This is a genomic window from Microvirga sp. jy35 (assembly GCF_056148915.1).
The window spans coordinates 1-20,857 of record NZ_JBWBEW010000059.1 but is presented as its reverse complement, the minus strand read 5'-3'; the positions used below and the strand labels follow the sequence as shown (position 1 = coordinate 20,857).

Below are 20,857 nucleotides of genomic sequence, written 5' to 3'. Positions count from 1 at the left end.
GTGGTGCCGGCGACCAGCAAGTGCGGCATGCGGGCGAGATCGGCGATGACGGGCTCGCCCCCGATGGTCTTGCCGAGACAGAGGGGCAATTTGTGCTGCGAGACCTCGAAATCGTCTGAGGCAAGCAGTTCGCGCAGGTACACTGTTTCCCGCGTTTCGTTCGGCAGCTCGATGCCGATAGCATTGCGGCCTGCGATCACCGCCACGCGCGCCGAGACGGCACTCATTGAGCGCGCGATATCCTCCGACAGCGCAATGACGCGAGATGACTTGATGCCGGGTGCGGGCTCGAATTCGTAGAGCGTGACCACCGGGCCTGGATGGACATGGATGACTTCGCCCTTCACGCCGAAGTCGCGAATAACCTTCTCCAACCGGCCTGCCGTCTCCTCCAGGATGTCCTCGGTCAGCTCTTGTCCTACGCGTTCCGGCGGCTCGGCCAGGAATGCGATGTCCGGCTTCTGATACGACCAACCCTCAGGCGCTTGTGGGCGGGAGATCGGATGCCCCCAGGTCGACGGGGCGATTTTGGGGAGATCCACGACCGGGCCGGCTTCCTGAAGCGGTTGGATTAGGGTCACCGCTGCCTGGCCCGGCTCTATCACAGCGTCAGGAAAGGGCACCTCCTCAATCCTCTCCAGAACTGGGTCAGCCACCTGATCAGGCACCGGGTCAGGGGCAGAGTCGACCAACGGTTCGGGCTGCGGCTGAAGGGCAACCTTCCCCGTCTGCGGTTTCTTGCTCACAGCCGGCAGGAGGTCCTCGTAGAGAGCGAGGTATCCGAGATCGACCTCCTCCTCGGTGGGATCCGACACGCTGGCACCTGGAACAGCAGGAGCCGCTTCTTCTTCCTCAACGGCGATCCCGGTCTCGACGGCCGTTTCCTGGGTCTGCTCGGATGGTAGTGCCGCTTCAGTGGAGACACCAGATTCCGCTTCGGAAGCTCCATCCGGATCCGCTTGGCTGTCATTGGTGACCTCAGCGATTGCTTCAGTGGTCTCCAGGATCTGCCCATCGGCAGGGGCCTCGGACATGGCGTCCAGATCCCCTGCTGGACCGACGCCAGCCATTCGGTATGACAGTCCTTGCCACGAGAACGAGACGGCTGCGGACATCAAGCTGAAGGGGGCGGCCAGCTCCAGCCGGGCCTCCGGGCGTTGTTTCTCCTGGGGCGCCTCATCTGTGGTAAGGGCCTCCTGCTGTGACAATGGAAGTCGTGTCGCCGTTTCGATCATCCACCGCGCGGAACCAGCCGTCTCTCCGCAGCCAGCGCCAGACAGGGCAGCTTCCCTGTCGGCGAGTGATGCCAGTCGTTCAGAAACCGGATCCTCGCAGGCCAACGCCGACCGCAATTGTGCGATCTGATTTCTGACAGCCGGCTCGGATACCCCAACGGTCTCCTCGTCGATTACGGGGCGTATGTGCTCACCCGTCGAGTTGACTGCGGGCGCTGGGTGCCCCGGCTGCGTGGACGGGAGTTCTGCATGGCCGTTGCGGGCTCGAATGACCTTGTCCGGGGTACGCGTGGCCTTCACGCCCTCGGCCAGAACAAAGGCCTGTCTCCACGGCGGCTCGGCACCGTCTTGGGATAGGCCGCCGTCGGCGTTCCTTTGCCCCTGCGGTAACCGCACGACGTTGGTGTTCTCGCGGGCATCCTCCTCTTCAGGAAGAGGTGGTGGGGCGAAGGGTGGCTTACGGGTTGAATGCATGATCTCTGACGCAATTGAACGGTGATTGGCCAAGCTGATTCCAGCGGCGTCGTGACTCTGGAGAGCAAACCGTAAACAGACGGTTAGACTGGGGACCTGACCACTTGCGACGGCACCTGCCCGGCTCGCACGGGTGACGACAAAGCCGCCGAACCCATGCTGCAAATGTTGATGTCAACTACGAGCTGATGCCTCGGTGCCAGGAACAATCAGTCCAACTATGGATGCAGCAGTTCTTTCGAGCAGCCACGGGAGAACTGCTCTGGAACTTAAATCCGTGCACCAATCAGTAGGTTCTGGCCGAGCGAGGAAGACAATTCGGCATACGGCGTGTCTCTTACCAACTGACGGTCGCAACCCGGCATACCATCGCCCCACCGCACCGGGCCACGTTCACCGGGAGCCCTCTTTGCAGCGTCGACCTAAGCACGTACTCTGGCTAAGGCCCGAGGTCGTTCTAAGCCCTACGGATTTCCCGGGGCGCGATCATCAGCTCCCGTACGAGATGCTCACGCTCCTGAGGCTCAGGCAACCTTGGTGCTGTCCTGAGCGGCTCTGGCCTTGGCAGCAGCTTCCGCCTGCTGCTGCAGGCGCAGATCGGCCAGCTGCTGCCGCAGGTCATGATACAGCGGGCGAAAAGCTGGACCGTTTGTTTCCACGATGTCAGCGAGGATGTGAACTGCCCGGACGAGCTTCTCCTCGGTGATCGGACTGTGATCGCGCTGATGCCATTCGCTCATGTGCCGTCTCCTTGCGTGGAGTCGGCACAGTGCGCGGAAGATCTTGATGGTAGGTTAAGCTTGCGTGAGGCTTGCAAGAACGTCCGCAAGCTGGCGCCCGAGCCGTCGCTGCCTTAGCATCACCCGCAAATCACATGTCGGGCGGATTGCTCCAAGCCTGATCATCCAGAATGACCTAAGATATTGAACCATGAATCACATAGCCCGGCACGTCGTGATTGACGTCGAAACTGCTCAATCCTACGATCACATCATCGAAATTGCCGCTGTTGAGGTCATCGGCGCAACAATCTCTCCTCGCTCTTTTGTCCGAAGGGTCAAACCACGGTCAGCCATGAGCCCGTTCTGTTATGCGGTGCATCGAATCTCCTTGACGGAATTGGAGCAGGAGCCGTACTTCGAGCACGTCATTCATGATTTGATCGACTTCGTTGGCGATGACAGAATTGTCGCACACAACTATGCCTACGAGTACAACACCCTCAAACGGGAGTTCGAGCGCGCGGCACGACCGACGTACCCGCGGGAGCGGTTCTTCTGCACCATGGCTCTGGCAAAGCGCTCGGGCTTGCCGGGCAAGCTCCGCCATGCCTGCGCGCAAGCAGGCATCGGCATGGATCACCTCCGGCAGGAGCACGACGCCCTGAACGATGCCTTATTGGCAGCCCACCTGTTCCTGAAACTCGCCCCAGCGGAGCGATCCTGAATGTTGCGGCGGTCACATGTTGCGGTCGTCGCAGCAGGCGATGACATCCTCAAGCAATCCAGGCCTGATAATCCTCCAGCGGGATGAGGGGGATGTCATGTGCAAGCGACAGATCGACAGGCAGCCGACGCCGCCGGCACCATCCAATGACAATGAGCCAAGGATCGTGACTGGCCCAATCGAACGGAAGCCGGCTTTCCTCCGGTCGAGGATCCTGTCGGTCGTTCTGGAGCGTACAGACCGCGTCAGATTGGAATTGGTGGCAGATGGCGTTCTGACAATCCAGGGACGAGGCGCAGTCGAGCAAGGCCCGGACGCACGCCGCTAAGCGTGCGTTCGTCAGCGGTTACTCGATATGGGTAGGTGTGGAACCCGTGAGCTTGGCTTCTTTTTTACTCACATCAGGCCTGACCCGAGGCCAAAATGTTGAGTGAGGTGCCGCATGCCGCTCCATCAAATCCCTGTCGTTGAATGGCCTACAGAGCTTGCTCCCCTGCTGGAAGAGGCGCAGATCGCCTCTGGCGGGGACGGCAAACAGGTCTGTCGCATTGATGTCGATGTCGATGTGACAACCCTGCGGGCGATCCATGAGTTCGAGGCGCACCTGCGGCGGCGCCAAGTCCAACTCCGATTGGCTGGGAGCAACGAATGCATGAGGGGCGAGATGAACCCGTCCCTTGGTTTAGGCGCTCCGTCCGAGCGGATCGGCCATATCGCCAAAGTGCGCGTCAGCTTTCACGATCTTCAGGGCGGCGAGTGTGTGGACGTGGCGGACATCGACTGAGGCCGGGCCACTCAGACAGCGAAAGCAACGACCATCCGCCACTGCTCCTAATAGGAAGATCTGCTGCGGCTCGTGAGCTCCCAACCACGTCACAGATCGGTGTAGCCCTTTTGCCGCTGGGTCTCAGCCCAGCCCTCAAGCGCCCGAGCGGCTTCCGCCTCAGTTGGGAAGATGTCGACCTTCTCCTGACCCTTTGAGCCAATGGCGCCCCAGTTCCGGACCAGCCGGATTGTACCGAACAAGTCGCGCTCGATCATCAGGCTGAAGAACCGTGCCCTACCCTGCTCCGGGTCGTGTTAGTAGAGCGCAAGGTGGTGCCGGATGGGCGAGCGAGCGTCAGGCATCCGACGGCCGACCTTACTCGGGTCTGCCCTTCTGCAGCGTGCGCTCCATCTCGGCCATCATCGCCGCCTCGATGTCGTCGAGGTTGACCTGGGCGGCCCGGCCACCTTCTTGTGCTGAGCCAGCCAGAGCCTTGTTGACCGCGCGCTGCTTGGCGGCGGGACGCTTGACTGGCACTCTCGGCTGAACCGGCAAGCGGTTCTCCAGGGTGTCAAGCAGGCTGTTGAGCGCCTCATCGGACAGGGGAGCATCCTGGTATTGTTCGACGCCTCTCAGGGCAATCGCCTGATTGCTGTAGCGGGCCTCTGTTGTGATCTCAGGGCCAAACCACGCAAGCGGGTGGAATTCCCTGCCCTCGGCCTCGCCGTCGAACTCCACCGTCACGAAGTGCAGATCACGAGGCCGGTTGAACTGGTCGACGAGGGCATCACGGTCACCGATCCGGAGCCTTGTGCGGATGTAGTCGACCTCGCCGGCACAGACATCGAGCAGCGCATGGGCGTGGCCCACCGGCACCTCGGTTTGTTCCTCTGTCTCACCGTTCAGACCCATCGTCCGGAGGATCAGCAGACCCCTGTTCTCCTCGAGCCGAACCCAGGAGGTGCGATCCCGCTGTTCCGGGAAGAAGCCTTCGATCTGACGCAGACCGCTCCTTTCCCGCTGGATGAGGCGGGCCAGGGACGAAGCGAGGAGAAATCGGCGGCGGATGGTCATGAAATCCTGAGAATGAAAGAAGTTGAAGAAGGCTCTCATTCGTATATGGCGGAGGCAGGACTAAGCAACCCAGAAAGGCGCAATATAGTTTCCGTTCAGCGGCCGGCGCCGGACCTTTCCTCGCGGATCTTGCGCTGTGTCAGGCACCGGCGATTGTGGAGAAACACAGGGTCAGCGTCTTCGCTACGCATATTAGACCCAGCGACGATGCTCGCGAGAGGAATGACATGGTGGCGCAAGGAGCCCTCACTCCGAGGCTCGAAGAAAGCAATCTGGCTGCCCGGGCTCTCCGCCAAGGCACCTGTGATCGGGAGCCCGCGTTCAGATCGAGGGTTCACGACACGACCAACACCAATGACGAGAAGATCCCGGCAGCAGTCGGGGTGTAACCTGAGATGGAGTCACTCCCCCGCTGAACGGCAGGAGAGCAACGACCAAATGGCGGAAAGAGATGAACACTGCGCCCTTCGAATCCATTCCGGCCTGGCGGATCGCACGATTGAGGGCGGCCTTGCGCGATGCCGAACAGCGCGGTGCAAATCCGGATGATGAGGGTCATGATCTCCGCCACCGCGCCCTCCAGCGTCGCTTCGCATTGGCGCGAGGACGCTTGAAGGATGTCCCGAGCCCGGCTTCCAGGCCGAAGACCACACGCAAAGGTCGCAGGTTTCTGCACCTGAAACAGGTCATCATCTGGCGCGCTATCCTGAGCTGTCGCTCCTCGGCTTGGCGGCAGGGCGACAGGGCACCGTTTGGCAGCATTCGTAGGGCGCATGATCAGGCTGTTGCTGCCTGTCGCGCCGCTGGCCTGGCGCCACCGCGCTATCGCACCGTCTACATCCTGTGGCACCGCGGCGTACCGCCGGCGGATGTTGCTGCAGTGTTGCGAGGTGAGTCTGAAAATCCGACAGGGTAATGAACTTACCAGGCAGCGGGATGAAGGCGCACCTTCCAGCGTTCATGGCGCGGGAGTTGAGCCGCGGCAGCCAGACGCTTCGTCATCCTGTGCTGAGCCGCCTTCGATGACACAACTGAAGTGGTCATCACTGTCTCCGGCGCTGGCTCGGATGTTATCTCCTGCTCTACAAGTCTAGAGCCCTTCTTCCGTGGCTTCCGGGACTTGGCCCTCACACCCTCACCTTGTGCGGGCTGAACGGGATATATACCTCCCGTGTCCTCTGAATCATCCAGAGCACGGTCCGTCTGCGGCATAACCTCGGCACTCATCGGCGCTTCGGCGGGTGCATCTGCTACGCCTTCAGAGGCGCTTGCAGTCAGATTAAACTCCATCTGCCCTCGGTTGGGCTCGACTGAAAGACGCTTGCGGCGGGCAGTCTCAACGGGCTCTGAACCGCTCCATACAGGCTCAACGATGCTCGGCAGAATGCGAGGGGCGGCAGATAGCTCAGGCGCCACTTGAGGCTCTTCCTTCTGGAAGACTTTTGCGGCCTCAGCTGGGGTTGTCGCATATAAACGTCTTGGCGGGAGGTGGCTACGCGTTCCTTGAACGCGGGACTTCTTGATCTCAACCGAGAAAGGCTTTGGGTTATGCTTCATCGTATATGCTGATTGTGAACATGAAAGATGATGATCTAAGAACTTGCTGATGTGGCGTCAAGATCGAGTATTCTTGAGGTTGATCATCGAAATTCTTCGTGAGTTCGCCTCAGACCATATTCTGCACCACTGCTTTTGACGTAAATCTTGCAAGACGGTCGAGCAGGTCTATGCAGCTCGTCGGGTGAACAGCCTGTGCAGCAGACGAGGCTTGTTGCTCGGAGTGACGATGACGATACCCTCCCCCCTCAGCCGCCGGGCGGCGTCTAGGTAGGCTTGAGCGGGCGCACTGCCAGGGCTGCCCAGGGTCACTGGCGCTCCGACATTTGAGCTCAGCAGAACCTCTCCGCTCTCTGGGATGATGCCCAGCAGCGGAATCGACAAGATCTCCAGCACGTCTTCCACCTTCATGATCTCACCGCGCCGGGCACGAACGGGATCGTAACGGGTGAGAAGCAGATGTTTGTCGACGCATCGCCCGATCTCGGCTCTTAACGTCGTGGCATCGAGCATGCCGATCATCCGATCGGCATCGCGAATTGAGGAAACCTCTGGGTTTACCACGACAACAGCGACATCCGCATGCCGCATCGCGAGCATCGCTCCCTTCTCGATCCCGGCCGGGCTGTCGCAGATCACCCAGTCAAACTGCGCTCGCAGTTCTGCGATGACACTCGCAACTCCCTCTTCGGTGAGGCTGTCCTTGTCCCGGCTCTGCGATGCCGGCAGGAGAGCCAGCGTGTCGAGGCGCTTGTCCCGGATGAGAGCCTGCGTGAGCTTGGCTTGGCCCCGAATGACATCGATCAGATCGAGGACCACACGGCGCTCCGCACCCATGACCAAGTCGAGATTGCGCAGACCAACATCAAAGTCGACCACAACCACCTTCTGGCCGCTCTGCGCCAGTGCCGCGCCCAGTGCTGCCGTGGAGGTGGTCTTGCCGACCCCGCCCTTGCCGGAGGTCACCACGAGCACCCTGCCCTGTCTGGCCTTCGTCTTCGCTTTAGTATGCTTTGGCCTTGGCTTCTTCATCGCTGGCATTTCTCCAGAGAGACCGTGAGGAGGCACGGCACCCACGCAGGCACAAGCGAGATGAGGGGTAGCACGGAATGACACCGGAACGAACTGAAGCAGTAACCGCCGTGCCCCTCGCAAGCAGCCCTATTCGGCGCTCAAGATAGCTACCAATAGGTTAACAAGATGAGAGTACCCTCACACGACAACACTGTGGAGGCGTGTTAGCGATCTGTTAACCATGGTACTACAACCATGCGCTGGCTGATCCGCTGGGTTTCGGATCAGCCCTCACCTCCAAAGCAGCCGGGGCGCGGATGAACCGCCTCAGTCTGCTTTGGGGATGTGGGCATCCCGTGCAGTAACTGTCTCGTAACCACAATCCCAATCGCATCTGATCGAAACTGCAGGCACGGCGTTGCTCCTGTGCCTGAACGAGAGAACTGCTCATGACCATTCTCGATCCGATCACCGGAAGTCTCGTCACCATCGACACGTCGAGCCGACCCCGCCGCTGAACTTCGCACGTGCCAGGAGGTGGTGATGAAACGATCCTCAGCACGCCGGGCCAGACGCTGGCTCATTCACGAGCTGACCCATAGCCTCAACCAGCTGCCCGACACCACAGCCAGTATGGCCCTGTCGGTTGATAGCAATTTCAGTGCCGACGGCGAAAAATCCAGCTTTAGCGAGAGCTGAGAAGTGAAGGACACACTGGACAGACCTCTGAAGCTTGAGGGGCTCAGAACAGATGAGAGATCTTATCCAGCGCCTTGATAGGGCTCGGACTAGGGGCCGAGCGGGATGTTCTCGGCCATGTCATCCAGCTTCGCGGCCATGATGAAGTCGTTCTCGTGCAGCCCTTTGATCTTCTTGGTCTGGAGGGACACCGTCGCGTAGCCCCAGCCGAAGCTGACATCCGGGTGATGCCCCTCGGCTTCTGCGAGTTCAGCCACTTTGTGCACGAAGGCGAAGGCCTGCGCGAAGTTCTTGAACGGATAGGTCCGCTCAATACGGCGCGCACCATCGCAGATGGCCTATTCTGGTATCTGTTTATGGAGCGCCAACACCTCCTCTGCACTCAGCGGCGGGATCCCGCCGCGGCACGGGGTGCAGGTTTTCTCAACGATAGCGGCGATCGTCATGAATTCCTCCTCTCTATTGCGTCCGCCACATGACTTTATTCAGCAGCCTTCAGAAGCGGGTTTGAGCTAGGAAAGCTCGTTGCTCGCTCTACACGTGTTCTTCGCTGAAGAACTTCACGGGCGAAATCAACTCGCCCGCACTTCGTGGAACAGAACCTTCCACTCTCGACGAATTGCTCATCTAAACCCAGGATCACCTATCAGACGAAGGCGAACACCCGGCAAGGGCCGCCGGTGCCGCCACGGATCTTCTGCGCCCCAACCACGAGCATCGAGCCCTTCTCCGGCAGGCGTCCCAGATTAGCCAAGGCTTCCAGGCCCCACCGCCCACTTGGCAGCCAAGCATAGTGGGTGGCGAAATCGGGCGAGGGGCCAAAATCGAGCGAGAGCGTGTCCACCCCAATGCCCGAGGCTGTCGTCTCAATAAGCATCTTCGCCGCCTCCACATGGAAGCCAGGAAAGTGCATCACCTTCTTGTCGTCTGCATTGCGGAACTTCGGCCCAGCCACATGAACGTCCCAGCCCGAATTCATCGCGACACAAGCCCTGTCCGGGATTGGGCCGTTCTTAGCAATCCAGGCTTTAATGTCGTCGGGCGTGACTTGCGCATCGGGATTGGCGGCCGCCTTCTCCCGAATATCGATGATCGCGAGAGGCACGACCAGATCTTCAACGGGGATCTCCGCCACGCTCTTGCCGTCTGGCGAGAAATGCAGCGGCGCATCCATGTGGGTTCCGGTATGCTCGTTCACCACCCACTCGTTCAAATTGAACTTGTGGTCCTTGTAGGTGAACTTCGGAACGAGCTTGAGTTGAGGATCGCCAAAGAAGGTCGGGAAGTCAGGGTGGAGTTCGTGTGTCAGATCCCGGGCCCCGCCGGATGATACGGCGACGGTAGGTGCCTGCGCCTGTGCCGGCATTACTGTGCTTCCAACCGACACTGCGGCTGCCGCAGCGGCTGCACTTCGGAAGAGGCTGCGACGGCTGAGCATTCTTTCCTTCACTTGGTCAATCACGCAATGCTGGCACATGACGATAGCTCCCTTGCTGAAGGTGGCCCTGCAAGCCCTTGGGACTGAAACTCAACCTTATGGCTCTCAGCCCTGTCAACAAGCACCCTGCTGGCGAAACAGGCGCGACAGGTTAGGCTGCGGCTTTGAATCGGAGCTCCACATGGCCACTGTTAGACTGCTCACCGATAACGAACTCTCCCCGCAGGCGCGTGCTGTCTTTGACGACATCCGCACCGTCCGGCAAACCGAGTTCATCAACAACTTCTGGCGCGCACTCGCCCATGATCCAGTCACCCTCGAACGCACGTGGGAGAGCATCAAGCAGGTGATGAGACCAGGAGCGCTCGATGCCAAGACCAAGGAGATGCTCTATGTGGCCGTCTCGATCGCTCATGGCTGCAACTACTGCATCCACTCCCATACGGCGGCGGCTCGCGCCAAGGGCATGACTGAAGCTGAATATGCCGAGCTGGTTGCGGTTGTTGGGATGGCATCCCAGACGAACCGCATGGTTACAGCACTCGGAGTCGAGGTCGATGACGCGTTCAAGCTCTGAGAGTGGTTGGCGCCATCAGGCGCGACGAGCACGACAGTTTGCTCGACCTCTACATGCGCGCGATAGACGAACCGGCGCCCGTCGCCGAGGCGGGCTGATAACCCTTTTGATCTTCCGACGGTGAAAAGGCCGCCTCCAACGAGGCGGCCTTTTATACGTCCTTCGTGATGCATAACCACGCGATTGGTGATCTGATCGGCTAATCACCGGCTGCCGATGAGCTCGTCCGCGAGGAGGGCCGCCGGCCACCCTTCCGGCCGGCGCCGCTGCCACCGTCCCCGCCCGGAGATCCGCCAAGGGCGCTGGTCACGACCTCACCGGCAGCACCGATGGCCGCCGCAGCGACCTCGAGTGGAGCAGCGACGATCTCGGCGCCGAGACTACCGGCGGCCGACACGGCCTCCCGGCCTTCCTGTGTTCCGCCGCCTTGGCTCTGCTCGCTGCCCTGCGGCTTCTCCAGCACGTTCGCGACCGCCCTGAGGGCCTCCGCCATCACAGCTCGTGCCTGCGCGGAGGTGAGCATTGTCTCAAGGCTCGAGAGCCACGCCATTGGGTTCAGCAGACTGCCTTGCGACCGTGAGCGGGACGCGGATCGGGCCTGCGTCGTGGAACGTGACCTCGACGGGCTGGAGATCGAGCGTGCTGCCGTGCGCGATCCTGCGGAGGAACGGGCCTTCGTGGGAACGGCCTGGGACTTTGTCGACGAGCGGGAGCTTGCTATCGCTTTAGGTTGAGCCCTCTTGGAAGCGCCAGTCTGCTTCTTTGTGGCAGACCGGGAGGCGGATTTCGACGCAGACTTCTGCGACGCTGTCCGGCTCCTGCTGGGTTGGGAAGTACCATCCTTTTTGGTTCGAGCCATTGTCATTCTCTCATCTGTTGGGCCGCAAGCCGGCCGCACCGGGGAACAGAGTTCCTCCACGATGACAATGACGGCGGGGCCGTTCGGTTCGTCCATACAGATAAGCGCAGACGAATTAGGTCCGCCTCAAGAACTCCAGGCCAGCGGGGAGATCGTGGTCCTGCCGTGCCGGCCGCATGGCCTTGATGGACGATCTGGCTCTCGGTGGCGCCTCGTCAGCAATCCAGGCGGATCTTCCATCGCGTGTCTCGAGTGGACATGCCGCTTCGACATGGAGCATGGCTTCCTGCAGCCATTCGGCCAGCTGCTCGGCAGAGAACTGCGACAGGTAGCGTTGGTCTCTTTCATGGAAGGTGATGTCCAGGTTCCCGTCACCCTTGTCGATGACCTGGATCATAATCTGGTCGAGGAGGCGCTCCTCGATGAGGTACCCGTCCATCTGGGCGGCGGCGACAGGACCGGTGACCGTGACCAACCTCTTCATGCCCTAACCCTCTCTGAATGGCTCAGGCAAGTGTAGGCAGCACCTTTTGCGGAGCGGTACGCAATTCTGTGAACATCCTTAATTGCAAAACTGATGGAGCCCAGCGCAATCGCCGACAAAGAGAAAACGCCTGCTTACGGTGCTTGAACGTAAGGGTACATTTTGCCAGCCGGATGGCGCTCAAGCAGGTGGGCTCAGGGCTACCGTTCGCTCCTCGTTGAGCTCTTCCAGATCTGAGGCGAGACGCTCCACGAGGAGCCAGCGCTCCCAATCCGGCATGATGCTCCAGGCAGGATCGCTCAGGTGGGCATGAGGCAGACGGTAGTGAAACACCGGCCGGGATCCGATCTTCTCATGCGGCAGAACAGAGCGCACCCGCTCCTCATCGAAGTGAGTCAGGAGCGGAAGAAGATCCAATGCCCGTTTCCGGGTCGGGTTCGCCGCCAGATAGTCGTCCGTCAGGTTCGGCAGGTCCGGCCAGTAGTCCGGATCTAGCACGCGTTTCTTGTAGTCCTGCGGGTAGTCGGGCGGAAGGACGAGAGCACGCCGAAAGCTCCCGCGTGCGATCTCCCGTCGGAGGCGGTCGTTGACCAGCAGGAAAGCTTTGAGAAAGGCCGTCACCGTTGCCGCATCGAGTCGCGGTGGATCGATGTTGAAGTGGAGCCCCAGTGAGTCCCACAACACAGTCCCACGACCGTAGGCACCAGCAGACCGCAAGCTGGCCATGACCGTGTCCATTTCCGGGAGCCGAGTCATGGGTATGGGTGCGGTGATGAGTTCCCTGGGGACGAAAGGTGACGCCACTGTGCCGAGCCATGCGGCCATGCGGCAGCCGAGTCTCAGACTGAGCTCCGGGTGCCGGTTGGGATGGACGTGCCGGAGGTCAGTTTCAACCAGCAGGTCGCCCAGGCCAACCCCGCTGACCCTGAAGGCATGCGGATCTTCCGCCTGACAGGTTCCGCCAAGATCATGCGCAAGGGCCTCAGCCGCAACCTGAGCGCTCGGGCCCAGGAACTCGATCTCGACACCGACCCGCCGCAACGAGCCGTCTGCCGCAATTAGGGTGGGAGGGCCGAGTGCATCAGCGACTATGCCAGCGTCGTTCATCATCTCCAGACATGGGGACGATGGTGTCTGACTCCAATGAACGATCTGGAGCCTCATCGCACGATTTGCTGATGCAGGCGGAAGGAGGTCTCATCTGGGTATATTGTTCCCCAGGCAGATACTCCATGAGGATGATACAAAATCTCCCCTGCCTCTTGTAAGGCTTGCAACAGCCGCTCTGAACCAACAACTGATAAGAGCGCCAGCTTCCAGGGGGATCTCCCGTGATGTCCAATCCGCTGCTGGTTTGTGCCAGCCCATCCGCACGCGAATGCACCTATAACCTGTTCCGGAACAGGCAGCGGCCCGACCTCCTGTGCGCCGTGCCCGAGCACTGCCCCGTGCCCAGCTTTCTAGTCCCACAGGACTGGACGTTTGAACGGCCTCTCCATGCAGCAGAACCAGCGCCTGCTGGGTTCGAGGCCCGAGCTGCGATGGTGGGCGTACGGTTCAACGGCTTCTATCTGTTCCAGATCACAGCTTCGCCAAGCAGAATGGCTGCTTAGCAATATGGGAGTGGGCTGCATGGGCGTGCCACGGGCTTTAGGCGCTTCCAGTCGTTTCTCCCAGAGCCTTGGCGTGTTAACCTCGCCTGAGATTACAGCTCCTGGTGAGGGCGGGGACGGTCATGTACCTGGTCATCCGCAAATTCAACCACGTCAGTTCCGTGGCGGAAGCCGCCCGCCGGGCCGAGAGCGGCATCGGCCAGGTGCTCAAGCAAACCCCCGGGTTCCAGGGCTACTATGTCTTTGGATGCCGGCGATGGCATGGGAGGCTCTGTGAGCCTGTTCGAGAGCAGAGAGGCCGCAATTGCGGCCAACGAGAAAGCGCTCGCCTGGATCCGGGCCAGCCTGATCGATGTCGTCAATGGCGAGCCCGAAATCACCATGGGCGAGGTGCTGGCGATCGTTCCGGTCTGAGTGAGCTGTCACCAGGAGACGGGAGGCAGACCAGGGGTCACGGCAACGTGACTGGCTTTCCTGGGGCACGGTGTTCAAATGCCATCCTCACCGGCTCGTCGTTGCCCCTTCCAGAACGCCGGGACCTCCGGCGCCTCATCAGGGCGCTTTTCTTTTGCCCGACTTCCCTCCCCGGTTCCTGCCAGGTGCAATGAGGCTGCGTCTGGTCCGTGCCAGACCAGACGCGAGCACACTTGAACGGGGTCGCCCAACCTTTAGCGGCAACGCCGAACGTTACGGACGATGACGTTGCCGTTCGGAAGGCGGGTGCGCTCCCGGACCATCCGGCACTCCGGCGTGCAGGTCTGAACGTTGCGGAAGACCACCGTGCCATTGGGACGAACCGTCCTGACCCGGCGGGTGGTGCAGGCGACATTCTCCGTCAGGTGAGGTGCCGTCACAGGATGAGCTGAGAATCGGGCGCTCGCCTGTTCGGGGGACATCACAAAGAGGGCAGCCAAGAAAGCAACGGCACCTACAGCAATACGCGTCAAAGGGATTCTCCTGAAGTGTTCAACGGCCTCTGGAACGAGCGGCTGGCGGCAAACTGGAAGCAGGGGTGTGACTGAAGTGTGAATGATCCAGAAAGTGCCCGGATCTCACAAAGATCCACAGACAATATTCTTCGGAATTTCAAGGCAGCAACTTGTTAAGTCGGCAGAGTTAACCAAGCTCCTTTTCAGGGAGTTGATTGCTATGCGGAACCGCAAGTTCGACGACGAGGCTCGGATTGTCATGGCGATCTATGCCGGGCAGGTTCTCGTTTTTGCGCTGGGCGCTTTATACGCACTGTGACTTGGGCTTCGGGCGAAGCGCACAGCCAGAGAGGCCGAAGGAGCCTCGCCTCATCCTCATGATGAACCAAGACGCGGCTCTTCGAGAGAGGGCAGTCTTACCCATCGGCCTAGAGAAATCAGCCTCTGCAAAAGCTCATAAGCCGAGTGAGGGTCACCCATCCTCTTCGTAGCGCCGCATTGATCAACAGCGGGAAGATGTTGGCTGTCCAATGAGCCATGAGCCTGAAGTTTGGAAAATCGTGAGGGGGAACTGATGCAGGCAGGCTTTGGCCTGGAGGCTTCGGCTATAATTTCCAGCAAGGTCCCTATGGGATCCGCGTGGCAGCCGTAAACAAGGGGTAAATACTCCGGTTCCGTTCCATGCCCCATGCGCATGGCAGGGGCGAGGACTTTCGGGTTTGTCCCGCGCCACGTGCGCTGTAGATGACCCCTCCTCCGCCACGACCTCCCTGTGGCGGGCTTCCTCCCTAACTCGGCCACCCTCAATGGTGGCCCTTTTTCTCACTGCCCGTGCTCGGCGCCTTTGTGCTTGGGCCGGCCCATTATTGAGATTGCGTCATGTTTTTGTCAGTCGTTCTGTCAGGCCTTCGTCGTTGGTTGCGTGCTCGTGAAGTTGCACGGCAATTGAATGCTCTGTCTGATCGTGAGTTGTCGGACATCGGCATTGCCAGGCATGACATCGCGCAGGTGGCACGCCAGAGCCACTGAGGCGGAAATTGATTGCAGCTATGATCGATGAGATTGGGTGAGGGACAAGGACGGCAGTGCATCCGTGCCTACCCTTGTCCCTTGGGCCAAGCGGCCACAGGGCCGACCTAAAGTGGCTCGGTGACGGGATCATGACGCCACTGCAACAATCTTTGGCAGCAACCATCTCTCAAACTCCGTCTTAACTGGCTCTCGCAAGCGACACAGGTTTCGGTAGCGTGGATTGTGCTGGTTGCTCCGGTGTCACATTCGTCAATCAGCGGCAGGTCTCCCGAGACCTAGGTCGCCAAAAGGAGAGTGACGCCAGACGAGATGGATATGTCGTATAGCTTCATCTGACCGGGTCTGGCGATTTCTGCTGGCTCACACGGAAGAAGCGCTTCGCTCCATGCCACGTATGTCCTGCGAGTTAATGTCTACTGATTGTTTACCTGGGTCGGACAGCATGGTGTGTCGGGCGCGCGGCGTATCAGCCCGAACAGATACTTCGGGGCGTTGATCGATGGCCTCGGAGTTGAGGGAGGGCCTCCCCTCCGCTGATGCCCTAGCTGAGGATTTCAGACAGCATCCTCAGCCAGGGCGCATACGATCCGGAAATTGGCCTGCCTATGATGCCTTAATGCTGCCCCAGAGGAGAGCGCCGTGGCGCACTACTTCGACAGCCTGGATGCTGCGGTGCTGGCGGCCGTCCGTTCGACGGCCGAGATCGGAACAGGCCGGCTACCAAGGAAGATACCAGCGATGTTGTTATTGAGATACGGGACGAGCGCGGCCAGCGGGTTTGTGCCGGCAAAACATCAATGGAGATCAATTGGCATGTCCCCCGGCCTCAGGCGCCGCATCCCTGGAGCGCGTAGTTCAGCTATGTTAAAAAAGAACCCGGCACAAGGCCGGGTTCCTCTCTCGGAGACGGTCATGAGCATCAACACGTCTGCTCGTCAACGCTGACGCCCTTGGAGCCGTTCCGGAACTGCCGCGCTGGGGTCGGCTTGCCTACAACTGATTGCGGCTGCGGCCGCGACTGCGGGAAAAGTACCAGATGGCTGCGGCGACAATGACGACCAGCAGGATGATCCACCAGTAGTCTGCAAGACCGCCCCCTGCGGCAGCATCCCCGGCAGGTGGAGAGCCGGGAGTAGCAGGTGGGGTCTGTGCCCAGGCAGACGAAACAGCCAGGAAGATGAAACCGAGTAGTGCCGTGAGTTTGCTCATGGATGTGTCTCCGCTTGAGGAGGCCCAGCGCATACGACCTGGGGAATTGCTAAGCTGGACCTGTCAGTGAACGCCTGTTGGGATGGCATGTTCCTATGCAAGCCAGATCCCTGCACGTAAGCTTCACCTGAGAGGACAGACACAGGAGCAGTCGGGATGGTGTTGAAGCGGCAGATGCTTGCAATTCAGGATGTCTATGTGCCTGTGAAGCGGCGTCAGACACTGGATCCGCAGAAGGTTGAAACTCTGTCCGAGAGCATGCTGACGAAAGGGCAGGAAACGCCCATTCTTGTGCGGCCGGATGGCACCCGCTTTGTCTTGGTTGAGGGGCTGCACCGTCTCGAAGCCTGCAAGGCTCTTGGAGAGACAACAGTCCCCGCTTACCTGGTTCAAGCCCGCAAACATTAATCTGCGCCTGGTGCGCTGCTGGGCTGGATCGAAACGATCGGGCATGTGCAGGTGATGAGTTCCCGAACTGCGAGAGGTGATTGGTCAACTACGGGAGAACGGCCATACTCGCTGGGTCTGGATATCTCGTGGCGACAGACTCCTGTGTGCTGCCGTCAATGCGACCAGCCCAATGGGCGATCACGACCCATAAGCCTTCATAAAGGTTGCCGTGAGGGTTCGCTCCTGCTCCGATGTCAGTGGTGTCGGATTGGCTCTGTTCCACGCGCGTTGGCCGCGCTGGATGAAGCTCTTGCGTTTGCGCCTGGCGTCCTTGGGAAGATGCACAGCCAGGGACTCAAAGCTTCGTCGTAGTTGAATCTCCGTCCTCTTCCTGGATGGGAGGACAGCCTCCGCGGCTTCCGCAGCGGCGATGTCGTCCGATGTTGGATCGGGATGGCGGACCAGGGCATCCTCCTCAATCTGGATGAAAGCTCTGTGCTGTGCTGCATCGTACTCCTTCAGACCGGGTGTGTGTTCCAAGAGGTATGCCTCGCGGGCCTCATCCAAATCTTCTCTCCTGTGCTTGGCCAGAGGAGGCTGTTTACCCGGATTGTTTGTCATTGTGTATCGGCCTTTCTGACTTCTGCCCATCCAAGAGAAGGCGAGCTCGGCGTGGTGCTTGAATTAGGGGTGAGTTTTAGCCCTGCTCGACGTCTTGTCCTTGTGCGCTGCCCTCTAGGCCGAGGGACTATCTCGACCATTTGTCATGACCGACTGCCAGTGCACGCAATGTGATTTCGCCAGCGATGTTGGCGAGTTCCAAGCCTTCCGGTGTTGGCTCAAACGACTGCAGCGGGAAGAACATGTCGTTCCCGCCGAACAGCACGAGCGTGTAGGGCGCATCAGCCTTGTCCTGCTCCTGCACGAGGGAGAGCATCAGCCCGCCGATTTCACCAAAGGCATGCTTCTCGTCAAAGTGGAGTGTCTTCGTCTCCACACGCTGGGGGAACGCAATGACCTCTGCCATACCTAATCCTCTCCACCTGCTCCACGGATCTCAGCATCTCCGAGCCATCTCTGGGCTTCTTCAAGACTGCCGAACGTATGCTCGAGTTCGGTGAACGGGGCAGGCCTCTCTCCAGGAGGCAAGTCGAGCAGGAGTTCTGCCGTCCACGCCGCATCGCGAGTTTCTCCACTCCGGACCAGGCTGGCGATAATCACCCCATGGAGCAGCACGTCATAGCTGCCTGGAGCAAGCCGGGAGAGTTTGTAGGCCATTCTGAACCTTCTGGAGAGGACAACGAAACCAGGATATTAGAATGTGTAGCTGGCCGTGCCTCCGAACTGAAGCTCTACTCAGCACAGGCATGCTGAGGCAAGCCTGCGCGAGTCGAACCTCATCTGTTCCACATTGTGCGGTTAACCTGCGGCGACTGTGGGCAGACAGAGAAGCCTCTGGCTTTCCTCATGAAATAGCCACGGTTGGGGGGCCTGGTTTGCCCTGCGGTGTCGGCTCCACAAAGCCGCCTGCGCCTCGGCTGAGAGTCTCTGAACCCGATCTCCTCAGCCGAGGCGTTTGGCTTTTCAGGTTACCAAGCATCGAGCGAAAAGATATGCTCCCAAAGCAAGCTCTCAGAGTATATCTTGCTCACTCATGCCTTTAACGCAAGGCTCATCTACAGCATTTGCTCTTCTTTTGTGCATCGCGCAGGCATATCTGCTGCCTTGCAAAACAAGAACACAGGCCATCCCCGAATGGCCGCCGACCCGTAGGAGCTCACAATGTTCGTTTCTTACATCCTCGCTAAGGTGCAAGCGTACTTCCGCTATCGCGAAACCGTCCGTGAGCTGTCGCTGCTTTCGAACCGCGAGCTCGACGACCTCGGCATCTCGCGTTCTCAGATCGACATTATCGCTCGCCAGACCGCTGCTGCCTAAAATCATCTGCACAGCAGAATTCGCCCTCGCCCGCCTTCTGGCGGGCATTTGCGTTCATAGGGCGCCTGAGGCGATTGGCCTTAAGAACGCGCACTGCCCGCACGATGTGACGCGATCACTCGGCCAAAGGATCAACCTCTCCTCGACGAGGCGCAAATCTCCTGGGCCAAGGTTGACGTCACAGCCAGGCGGTCCATGTAGGTGCTAACTTATGTTAGCGCGATTTATAGGCTGAACCTGGTTTAAGTGGATCCTCAACCCTCGACGGGGCGAACTCGACTCTGTCAACGCCAGTTTGTTGGCAGTCGCAACCACAGCCGCCATCACGGCTCTCACGCTGTGTGCTCAACTTCCCTAAGCGAGATCACCCTTCCCTCTGGGAGGATATGGGACCAGAGCAATGCCAACGCGGTACTATTTCCATCTTGTGAGCCGTGATGCCACGATCTCGGATGACACGGGTGCGGAGGCAGCAAACCTCAGTGAGGCCAAGTCACAAGCCTGGCGGTTCGTCACTGAGCTGCGACGGGAGTATGGCCACGGCATTGGGGACTGGGGCCTGTGGCAGCTGGAAATCGTCTGTTCAGAGGGAACTCTGTTGCACAAAGTGCCCCTGGCAAATGCCTTGAATTGAGCTGTAAGGCTGAAGAGCTCAGACCGGCCGGAAGCGATGTCTTTCGGATGGCGGTGACCCCTCTCACTCCCGTCTGACCGATCCTCGTTATGCCCTGCTCTCCAAAGAGCAGCGGGGGAGGCTTCTCTACCACCGAAGCGCAATAGCACGTTGTCGCTGCACAGGAGACAAATGTTAACGAGGGGTTAATCCCTCCGGCTGGGGGATGCGATGGCTAAACTGGACACTCCAATTAGGCATTTACACGCGGACGAGACACGACTGGCGACCAACCTGAACCAAACTCGGAGCCAGGGGCTGTCAGAGCCGGAGGCCCAAATTCTTCTCCTGATTGCAGCAGGCAAGCAGACCGGCGACATTGCGGCAGGTGTTGGGACGGATCAGGCTGCTGTGAAGGAACACATCAAGTCGATCTTGCGAAAGGCTATGGGCTCCCGCGGCCAGACTGGCCGCTCCAAAAGGATTGATCTTCGCCCCTCCGAGTTTCCATCGGAGATAGTTAGTCCCTTCATCGCCTAACGGGGCTTTTCCGTAGGCGGCGCTGAAACCGTTTTCAGCGGATGCAGTGACATAGAGAAGGCTGTACCCATCCAGCCTTCAGGAACTAGCTTCAGGACCGGGAGGCCTCCTCACCCACAGGCAACGGCGGGCGGGAAGGTCTTTCTGTTGCCCAGTGCGGCGTCAGGCATTCGTGAGTGTTCATGGAGCCGCCGAGATTCTCGCAAAAGATGTTTCCGCTGAATATTTTGCGCTGTATTCCACAAGCTGATCGGAATACGGTCCGGAAACTTCCAATCGCGTTGCATACTGCGGCTTATGCGAAATTACTCGGCCTCTGTTATCGCCCGTTCTCGAGGTCGACCGACCGGCAAACTCCTCCGACAGGACATTGGGCGGCATCAGCCGTTCTAATCCAGGCAGGATGCACTGTTTCTCCAAGGGCGCAGAAGCTTGAGGCCCGAACATAACGGTCGTAGGTCGTCGGTCCAGTGCGCAGCACGACTGCGCCTTGAGAAGCCACAATCCCTCTGGCCTGGGCACAGGTCATGTTCAGGGTTGTGGGTCCCGACTGAGCCATGGCGCCAGTCGCCAAACCCGCAATAGCGAGGAACACAAGGATGGGTTTCATGTTGGGCTTCCGATCTGCCTCAGCTTCAGCAACAAGCCCAACCCGCGTCTGTTCCATACTGACAATCTGCGAAATTGCGTGGCCTTCCTAGGCTGGCGGGCGACGGGGTTCCCGGTCAGGAGTAGAATAGATCGAGTAGCGTTGTGCTGACGCTCTGACGAGCGCCGCCAGTCCAATGGGGAGCGGCCATGTCTCTCAAGCTGGATCTCTGTGCAGCTATCGTCCTCATCAGTTTCGAGCCGCCTGCGGAAGCCCATGACATCTACTCGCATCTGAAGGACAGGCTAGTGGTTTCCGCCTGACAGAAGAGTCCGATTGAGGATTCCCTTTGAGCCGTGTACATGCAAGGCTGGGGCATGC

The 20,857-nt window shown here is 59.7% G+C and carries 27 protein-coding genes and 1 pseudogene; 12 read left to right on the top strand and 16 right to left on the bottom strand.

Annotated features, from left to right (window positions below; translation table 11 throughout):
* Positions 1 to 1,709: DNA translocase FtsK (locus AC0QTX_RS25320; RefSeq protein WP_474606572.1), on the bottom strand; the 1,709-nt coding region annotated here is incomplete at its 3' end.
* A 524-nt stretch (positions 1,710 to 2,233) separates the two neighbouring features.
* The gene (locus tag AC0QTX_RS25315; RefSeq protein ID WP_474606571.1) at positions 2,234 to 2,449 is read right to left on the bottom strand and encodes a hypothetical protein; all 216 of its coding nucleotides are present in this window, start codon (positions 2,447 to 2,449) and stop codon (positions 2,234 to 2,236) included.
* 190 nt (positions 2,450 to 2,639) lie between these two features.
* Between AC0QTX_RS25315 and AC0QTX_RS25310 the strand changes: the two genes are divergently transcribed.
* Entirely contained in the window at positions 2,640 to 3,155 is a 516-nt protein-coding gene (locus AC0QTX_RS25310; protein WP_474606570.1) for a 3'-5' exonuclease, read from the top strand.
* Positions 3,156 to 3,597: 442 nt separating this feature from the next.
* Complete coding sequence (locus AC0QTX_RS25305) at positions 3,598 to 3,939, top strand: hypothetical protein (RefSeq protein ID WP_474606569.1); 342 nt, start codon at positions 3,598 to 3,600, stop codon at positions 3,937 to 3,939.
* An 89-nt stretch (positions 3,940 to 4,028) separates the two neighbouring features.
* On the opposite strand, the pseudogene AC0QTX_RS25300 reads toward AC0QTX_RS25305, so the two are convergent.
* The 4 genes and pseudogenes from AC0QTX_RS25300 to minD form a co-directional block, all read right to left on the bottom strand.
* Positions 4,029 to 4,220: pseudogene (locus AC0QTX_RS25300) on the bottom strand (WGR domain-containing protein); the annotation flags it as partial.
* Positions 4,221 to 4,296: 76 nt separating this feature from the next.
* Entirely contained in the window at positions 4,297 to 4,995 is a 699-nt protein-coding gene (locus AC0QTX_RS25295; protein WP_474606568.1) for a hypothetical protein, read from the bottom strand.
* Between the two features lie 921 nt (positions 4,996 to 5,916).
* Positions 5,917 to 6,039, bottom strand: coding sequence for a hypothetical protein (locus AC0QTX_RS25290; protein ID WP_474606567.1), 123 nt, complete (start codon positions 6,037 to 6,039; stop codon positions 5,917 to 5,919).
* 681 nt (positions 6,040 to 6,720) lie between these two features.
* On the bottom strand, positions 6,721 to 7,584 hold the full coding sequence (gene minD, locus AC0QTX_RS25285; RefSeq protein ID WP_474606566.1) for a septum site-determining protein MinD: 864 nt from the start codon (positions 7,582 to 7,584) through the stop codon (positions 6,721 to 6,723).
* Positions 7,585 to 8,109: 525 nt separating this feature from the next.
* Between minD and AC0QTX_RS25280 the strand changes: the two genes are divergently transcribed.
* Entirely contained in the window at positions 8,110 to 8,265 is a 156-nt protein-coding gene (locus AC0QTX_RS25280; RefSeq protein WP_474606565.1) for a hypothetical protein, read from the top strand.
* An 89-nt stretch (positions 8,266 to 8,354) separates the two neighbouring features.
* Here AC0QTX_RS25280 and AC0QTX_RS25275 read toward each other — a convergent pair whose 3' ends face one another.
* Together AC0QTX_RS25275 and AC0QTX_RS25270 are read right to left on the bottom strand one after the other, a co-directional pair.
* Positions 8,355 to 8,579 (bottom strand): 4a-hydroxytetrahydrobiopterin dehydratase, encoded by a 225-nt coding sequence (locus AC0QTX_RS25275; RefSeq protein ID WP_474606574.1) that lies wholly within the window; start codon positions 8,577 to 8,579, stop codon positions 8,355 to 8,357.
* A 332-nt stretch (positions 8,580 to 8,911) separates the two neighbouring features.
* The gene (locus tag AC0QTX_RS25270) at positions 8,912 to 9,703 is read right to left on the bottom strand and encodes a cyclase family protein (RefSeq protein WP_474606564.1); all 792 of its coding nucleotides are present in this window, start codon (positions 9,701 to 9,703) and stop codon (positions 8,912 to 8,914) included.
* Between the two features lie 181 nt (positions 9,704 to 9,884).
* Between AC0QTX_RS25270 and AC0QTX_RS25265 the strand changes: the two genes are divergently transcribed.
* Positions 9,885 to 10,280 carry a carboxymuconolactone decarboxylase family protein gene (locus AC0QTX_RS25265; RefSeq protein ID WP_474606563.1) on the top strand — a complete coding sequence of 132 codons (396 nt, stop codon included), beginning with the start codon at positions 9,885 to 9,887 and terminating at the stop codon, positions 10,278 to 10,280.
* A gap of 199 nt (positions 10,281 to 10,479) precedes the next feature.
* On the opposite strand, the gene AC0QTX_RS25260 is transcribed toward AC0QTX_RS25265, so the two are convergent.
* Positions 10,480 to 10,773 (bottom strand): hypothetical protein, encoded by a 294-nt coding sequence (locus AC0QTX_RS25260; protein WP_474606562.1) that lies wholly within the window; start codon positions 10,771 to 10,773, stop codon positions 10,480 to 10,482.
* Between the two features lie 112 nt (positions 10,774 to 10,885).
* On the opposite strand from AC0QTX_RS25260, the gene AC0QTX_RS25255 reads away from it, so the two are divergent.
* Complete coding sequence (locus AC0QTX_RS25255) at positions 10,886 to 11,014, top strand: hypothetical protein (protein ID WP_474606561.1); 129 nt, start codon at positions 10,886 to 10,888, stop codon at positions 11,012 to 11,014.
* Between the two features lie 240 nt (positions 11,015 to 11,254).
* On the opposite strand, the gene AC0QTX_RS25250 is transcribed toward AC0QTX_RS25255, so the two are convergent.
* The gene (locus AC0QTX_RS25250) at positions 11,255 to 11,623 is read right to left on the bottom strand and encodes a hypothetical protein (protein ID WP_474606560.1); all 369 of its coding nucleotides are present in this window, start codon (positions 11,621 to 11,623) and stop codon (positions 11,255 to 11,257) included.
* A gap of 180 nt (positions 11,624 to 11,803) precedes the next feature.
* Positions 11,804 to 12,730 (bottom strand): amidoligase family protein, encoded by a 927-nt coding sequence (locus AC0QTX_RS25245; RefSeq protein ID WP_474606573.1) that lies wholly within the window; start codon positions 12,728 to 12,730, stop codon positions 11,804 to 11,806.
* A gap of 767 nt (positions 12,731 to 13,497) precedes the next feature.
* On the opposite strand from AC0QTX_RS25245, the gene AC0QTX_RS25240 reads away from it, so the two are divergent.
* Positions 13,498 to 13,650, top strand: coding sequence for a hypothetical protein (locus tag AC0QTX_RS25240; protein ID WP_474606559.1), 153 nt, complete (start codon positions 13,498 to 13,500; stop codon positions 13,648 to 13,650).
* 254 nt (positions 13,651 to 13,904) lie between these two features.
* Here AC0QTX_RS25240 and AC0QTX_RS25235 read toward each other — a convergent pair whose 3' ends face one another.
* Complete coding sequence (locus AC0QTX_RS25235) at positions 13,905 to 14,183, bottom strand: hypothetical protein (RefSeq protein WP_474606558.1); 279 nt, start codon at positions 14,181 to 14,183, stop codon at positions 13,905 to 13,907.
* A gap of 82 nt (positions 14,184 to 14,265) precedes the next feature.
* On the opposite strand from AC0QTX_RS25235, the gene AC0QTX_RS25230 reads away from it, so the two are divergent.
* Together AC0QTX_RS25230 and AC0QTX_RS25225 are read left to right on the top strand one after the other, a co-directional pair.
* The gene (locus AC0QTX_RS25230) at positions 14,266 to 14,484 is read left to right on the top strand and encodes a hypothetical protein (protein ID WP_474606557.1); all 219 of its coding nucleotides are present in this window, start codon (positions 14,266 to 14,268) and stop codon (positions 14,482 to 14,484) included.
* A 560-nt stretch (positions 14,485 to 15,044) separates the two neighbouring features.
* Complete coding sequence (locus AC0QTX_RS25225) at positions 15,045 to 15,194, top strand: DUF1127 domain-containing protein (RefSeq protein ID WP_474606556.1); 150 nt, start codon at positions 15,045 to 15,047, stop codon at positions 15,192 to 15,194.
* A gap of 993 nt (positions 15,195 to 16,187) precedes the next feature.
* Here the strand turns inward: AC0QTX_RS25225 and AC0QTX_RS25220 are convergent.
* Positions 16,188 to 16,406: a hypothetical protein gene (locus AC0QTX_RS25220; protein WP_474606555.1), complete on the bottom strand. Its 219-nt coding sequence runs from the start codon at positions 16,404 to 16,406 to the stop codon at positions 16,188 to 16,190.
* Positions 16,407 to 16,562: 156 nt separating this feature from the next.
* Between AC0QTX_RS25220 and AC0QTX_RS25215 the strand changes: the two genes are divergently transcribed.
* Positions 16,563 to 16,814 carry a ParB N-terminal domain-containing protein gene (locus AC0QTX_RS25215; protein ID WP_474606554.1) on the top strand — a complete coding sequence of 84 codons (252 nt, stop codon included), beginning with the start codon at positions 16,563 to 16,565 and terminating at the stop codon, positions 16,812 to 16,814.
* A 180-nt stretch (positions 16,815 to 16,994) separates the two neighbouring features.
* Here AC0QTX_RS25215 and AC0QTX_RS25210 read toward each other — a convergent pair whose 3' ends face one another.
* The 3 genes from AC0QTX_RS25210 to AC0QTX_RS25200 form a co-directional block, all read right to left on the bottom strand.
* Complete coding sequence (locus AC0QTX_RS25210; protein ID WP_474606553.1) at positions 16,995 to 17,363, bottom strand: hypothetical protein; 369 nt, start codon at positions 17,361 to 17,363, stop codon at positions 16,995 to 16,997.
* Between the two features lie 181 nt (positions 17,364 to 17,544).
* A complete protein-coding gene (locus AC0QTX_RS25205; protein ID WP_474606552.1) occupies positions 17,545 to 17,823 on the bottom strand; it encodes a hypothetical protein in 279 nt (92 codons plus the stop codon).
* 2 nt (positions 17,824 to 17,825) lie between these two features.
* Positions 17,826 to 18,074, bottom strand: coding sequence for a hypothetical protein (locus tag AC0QTX_RS25200; protein WP_474606551.1), 249 nt, complete (start codon positions 18,072 to 18,074; stop codon positions 17,826 to 17,828).
* A 504-nt stretch (positions 18,075 to 18,578) separates the two neighbouring features.
* Between AC0QTX_RS25200 and AC0QTX_RS25195 the strand changes: the two genes are divergently transcribed.
* The 3 genes from AC0QTX_RS25195 to AC0QTX_RS25185 all read left to right on the top strand — a co-directional run bounded on the left by AC0QTX_RS25195 (position 18,579) and on the right by AC0QTX_RS25185 (position 19,887).
* Complete coding sequence (locus AC0QTX_RS25195; protein ID WP_474606550.1) at positions 18,579 to 18,734, top strand: DUF1127 domain-containing protein; 156 nt, start codon at positions 18,579 to 18,581, stop codon at positions 18,732 to 18,734.
* A gap of 400 nt (positions 18,735 to 19,134) precedes the next feature.
* Positions 19,135 to 19,368 carry a DUF6894 family protein gene (locus AC0QTX_RS25190; protein WP_474606549.1) on the top strand — a complete coding sequence of 78 codons (234 nt, stop codon included), beginning with the start codon at positions 19,135 to 19,137 and terminating at the stop codon, positions 19,366 to 19,368.
* A gap of 210 nt (positions 19,369 to 19,578) precedes the next feature.
* Positions 19,579 to 19,887 (top strand): LuxR C-terminal-related transcriptional regulator, encoded by a 309-nt coding sequence (locus AC0QTX_RS25185; RefSeq protein ID WP_474606548.1) that lies wholly within the window; start codon positions 19,579 to 19,581, stop codon positions 19,885 to 19,887.
* Positions 19,888 to 20,857 lie beyond the last annotated feature (970 nt).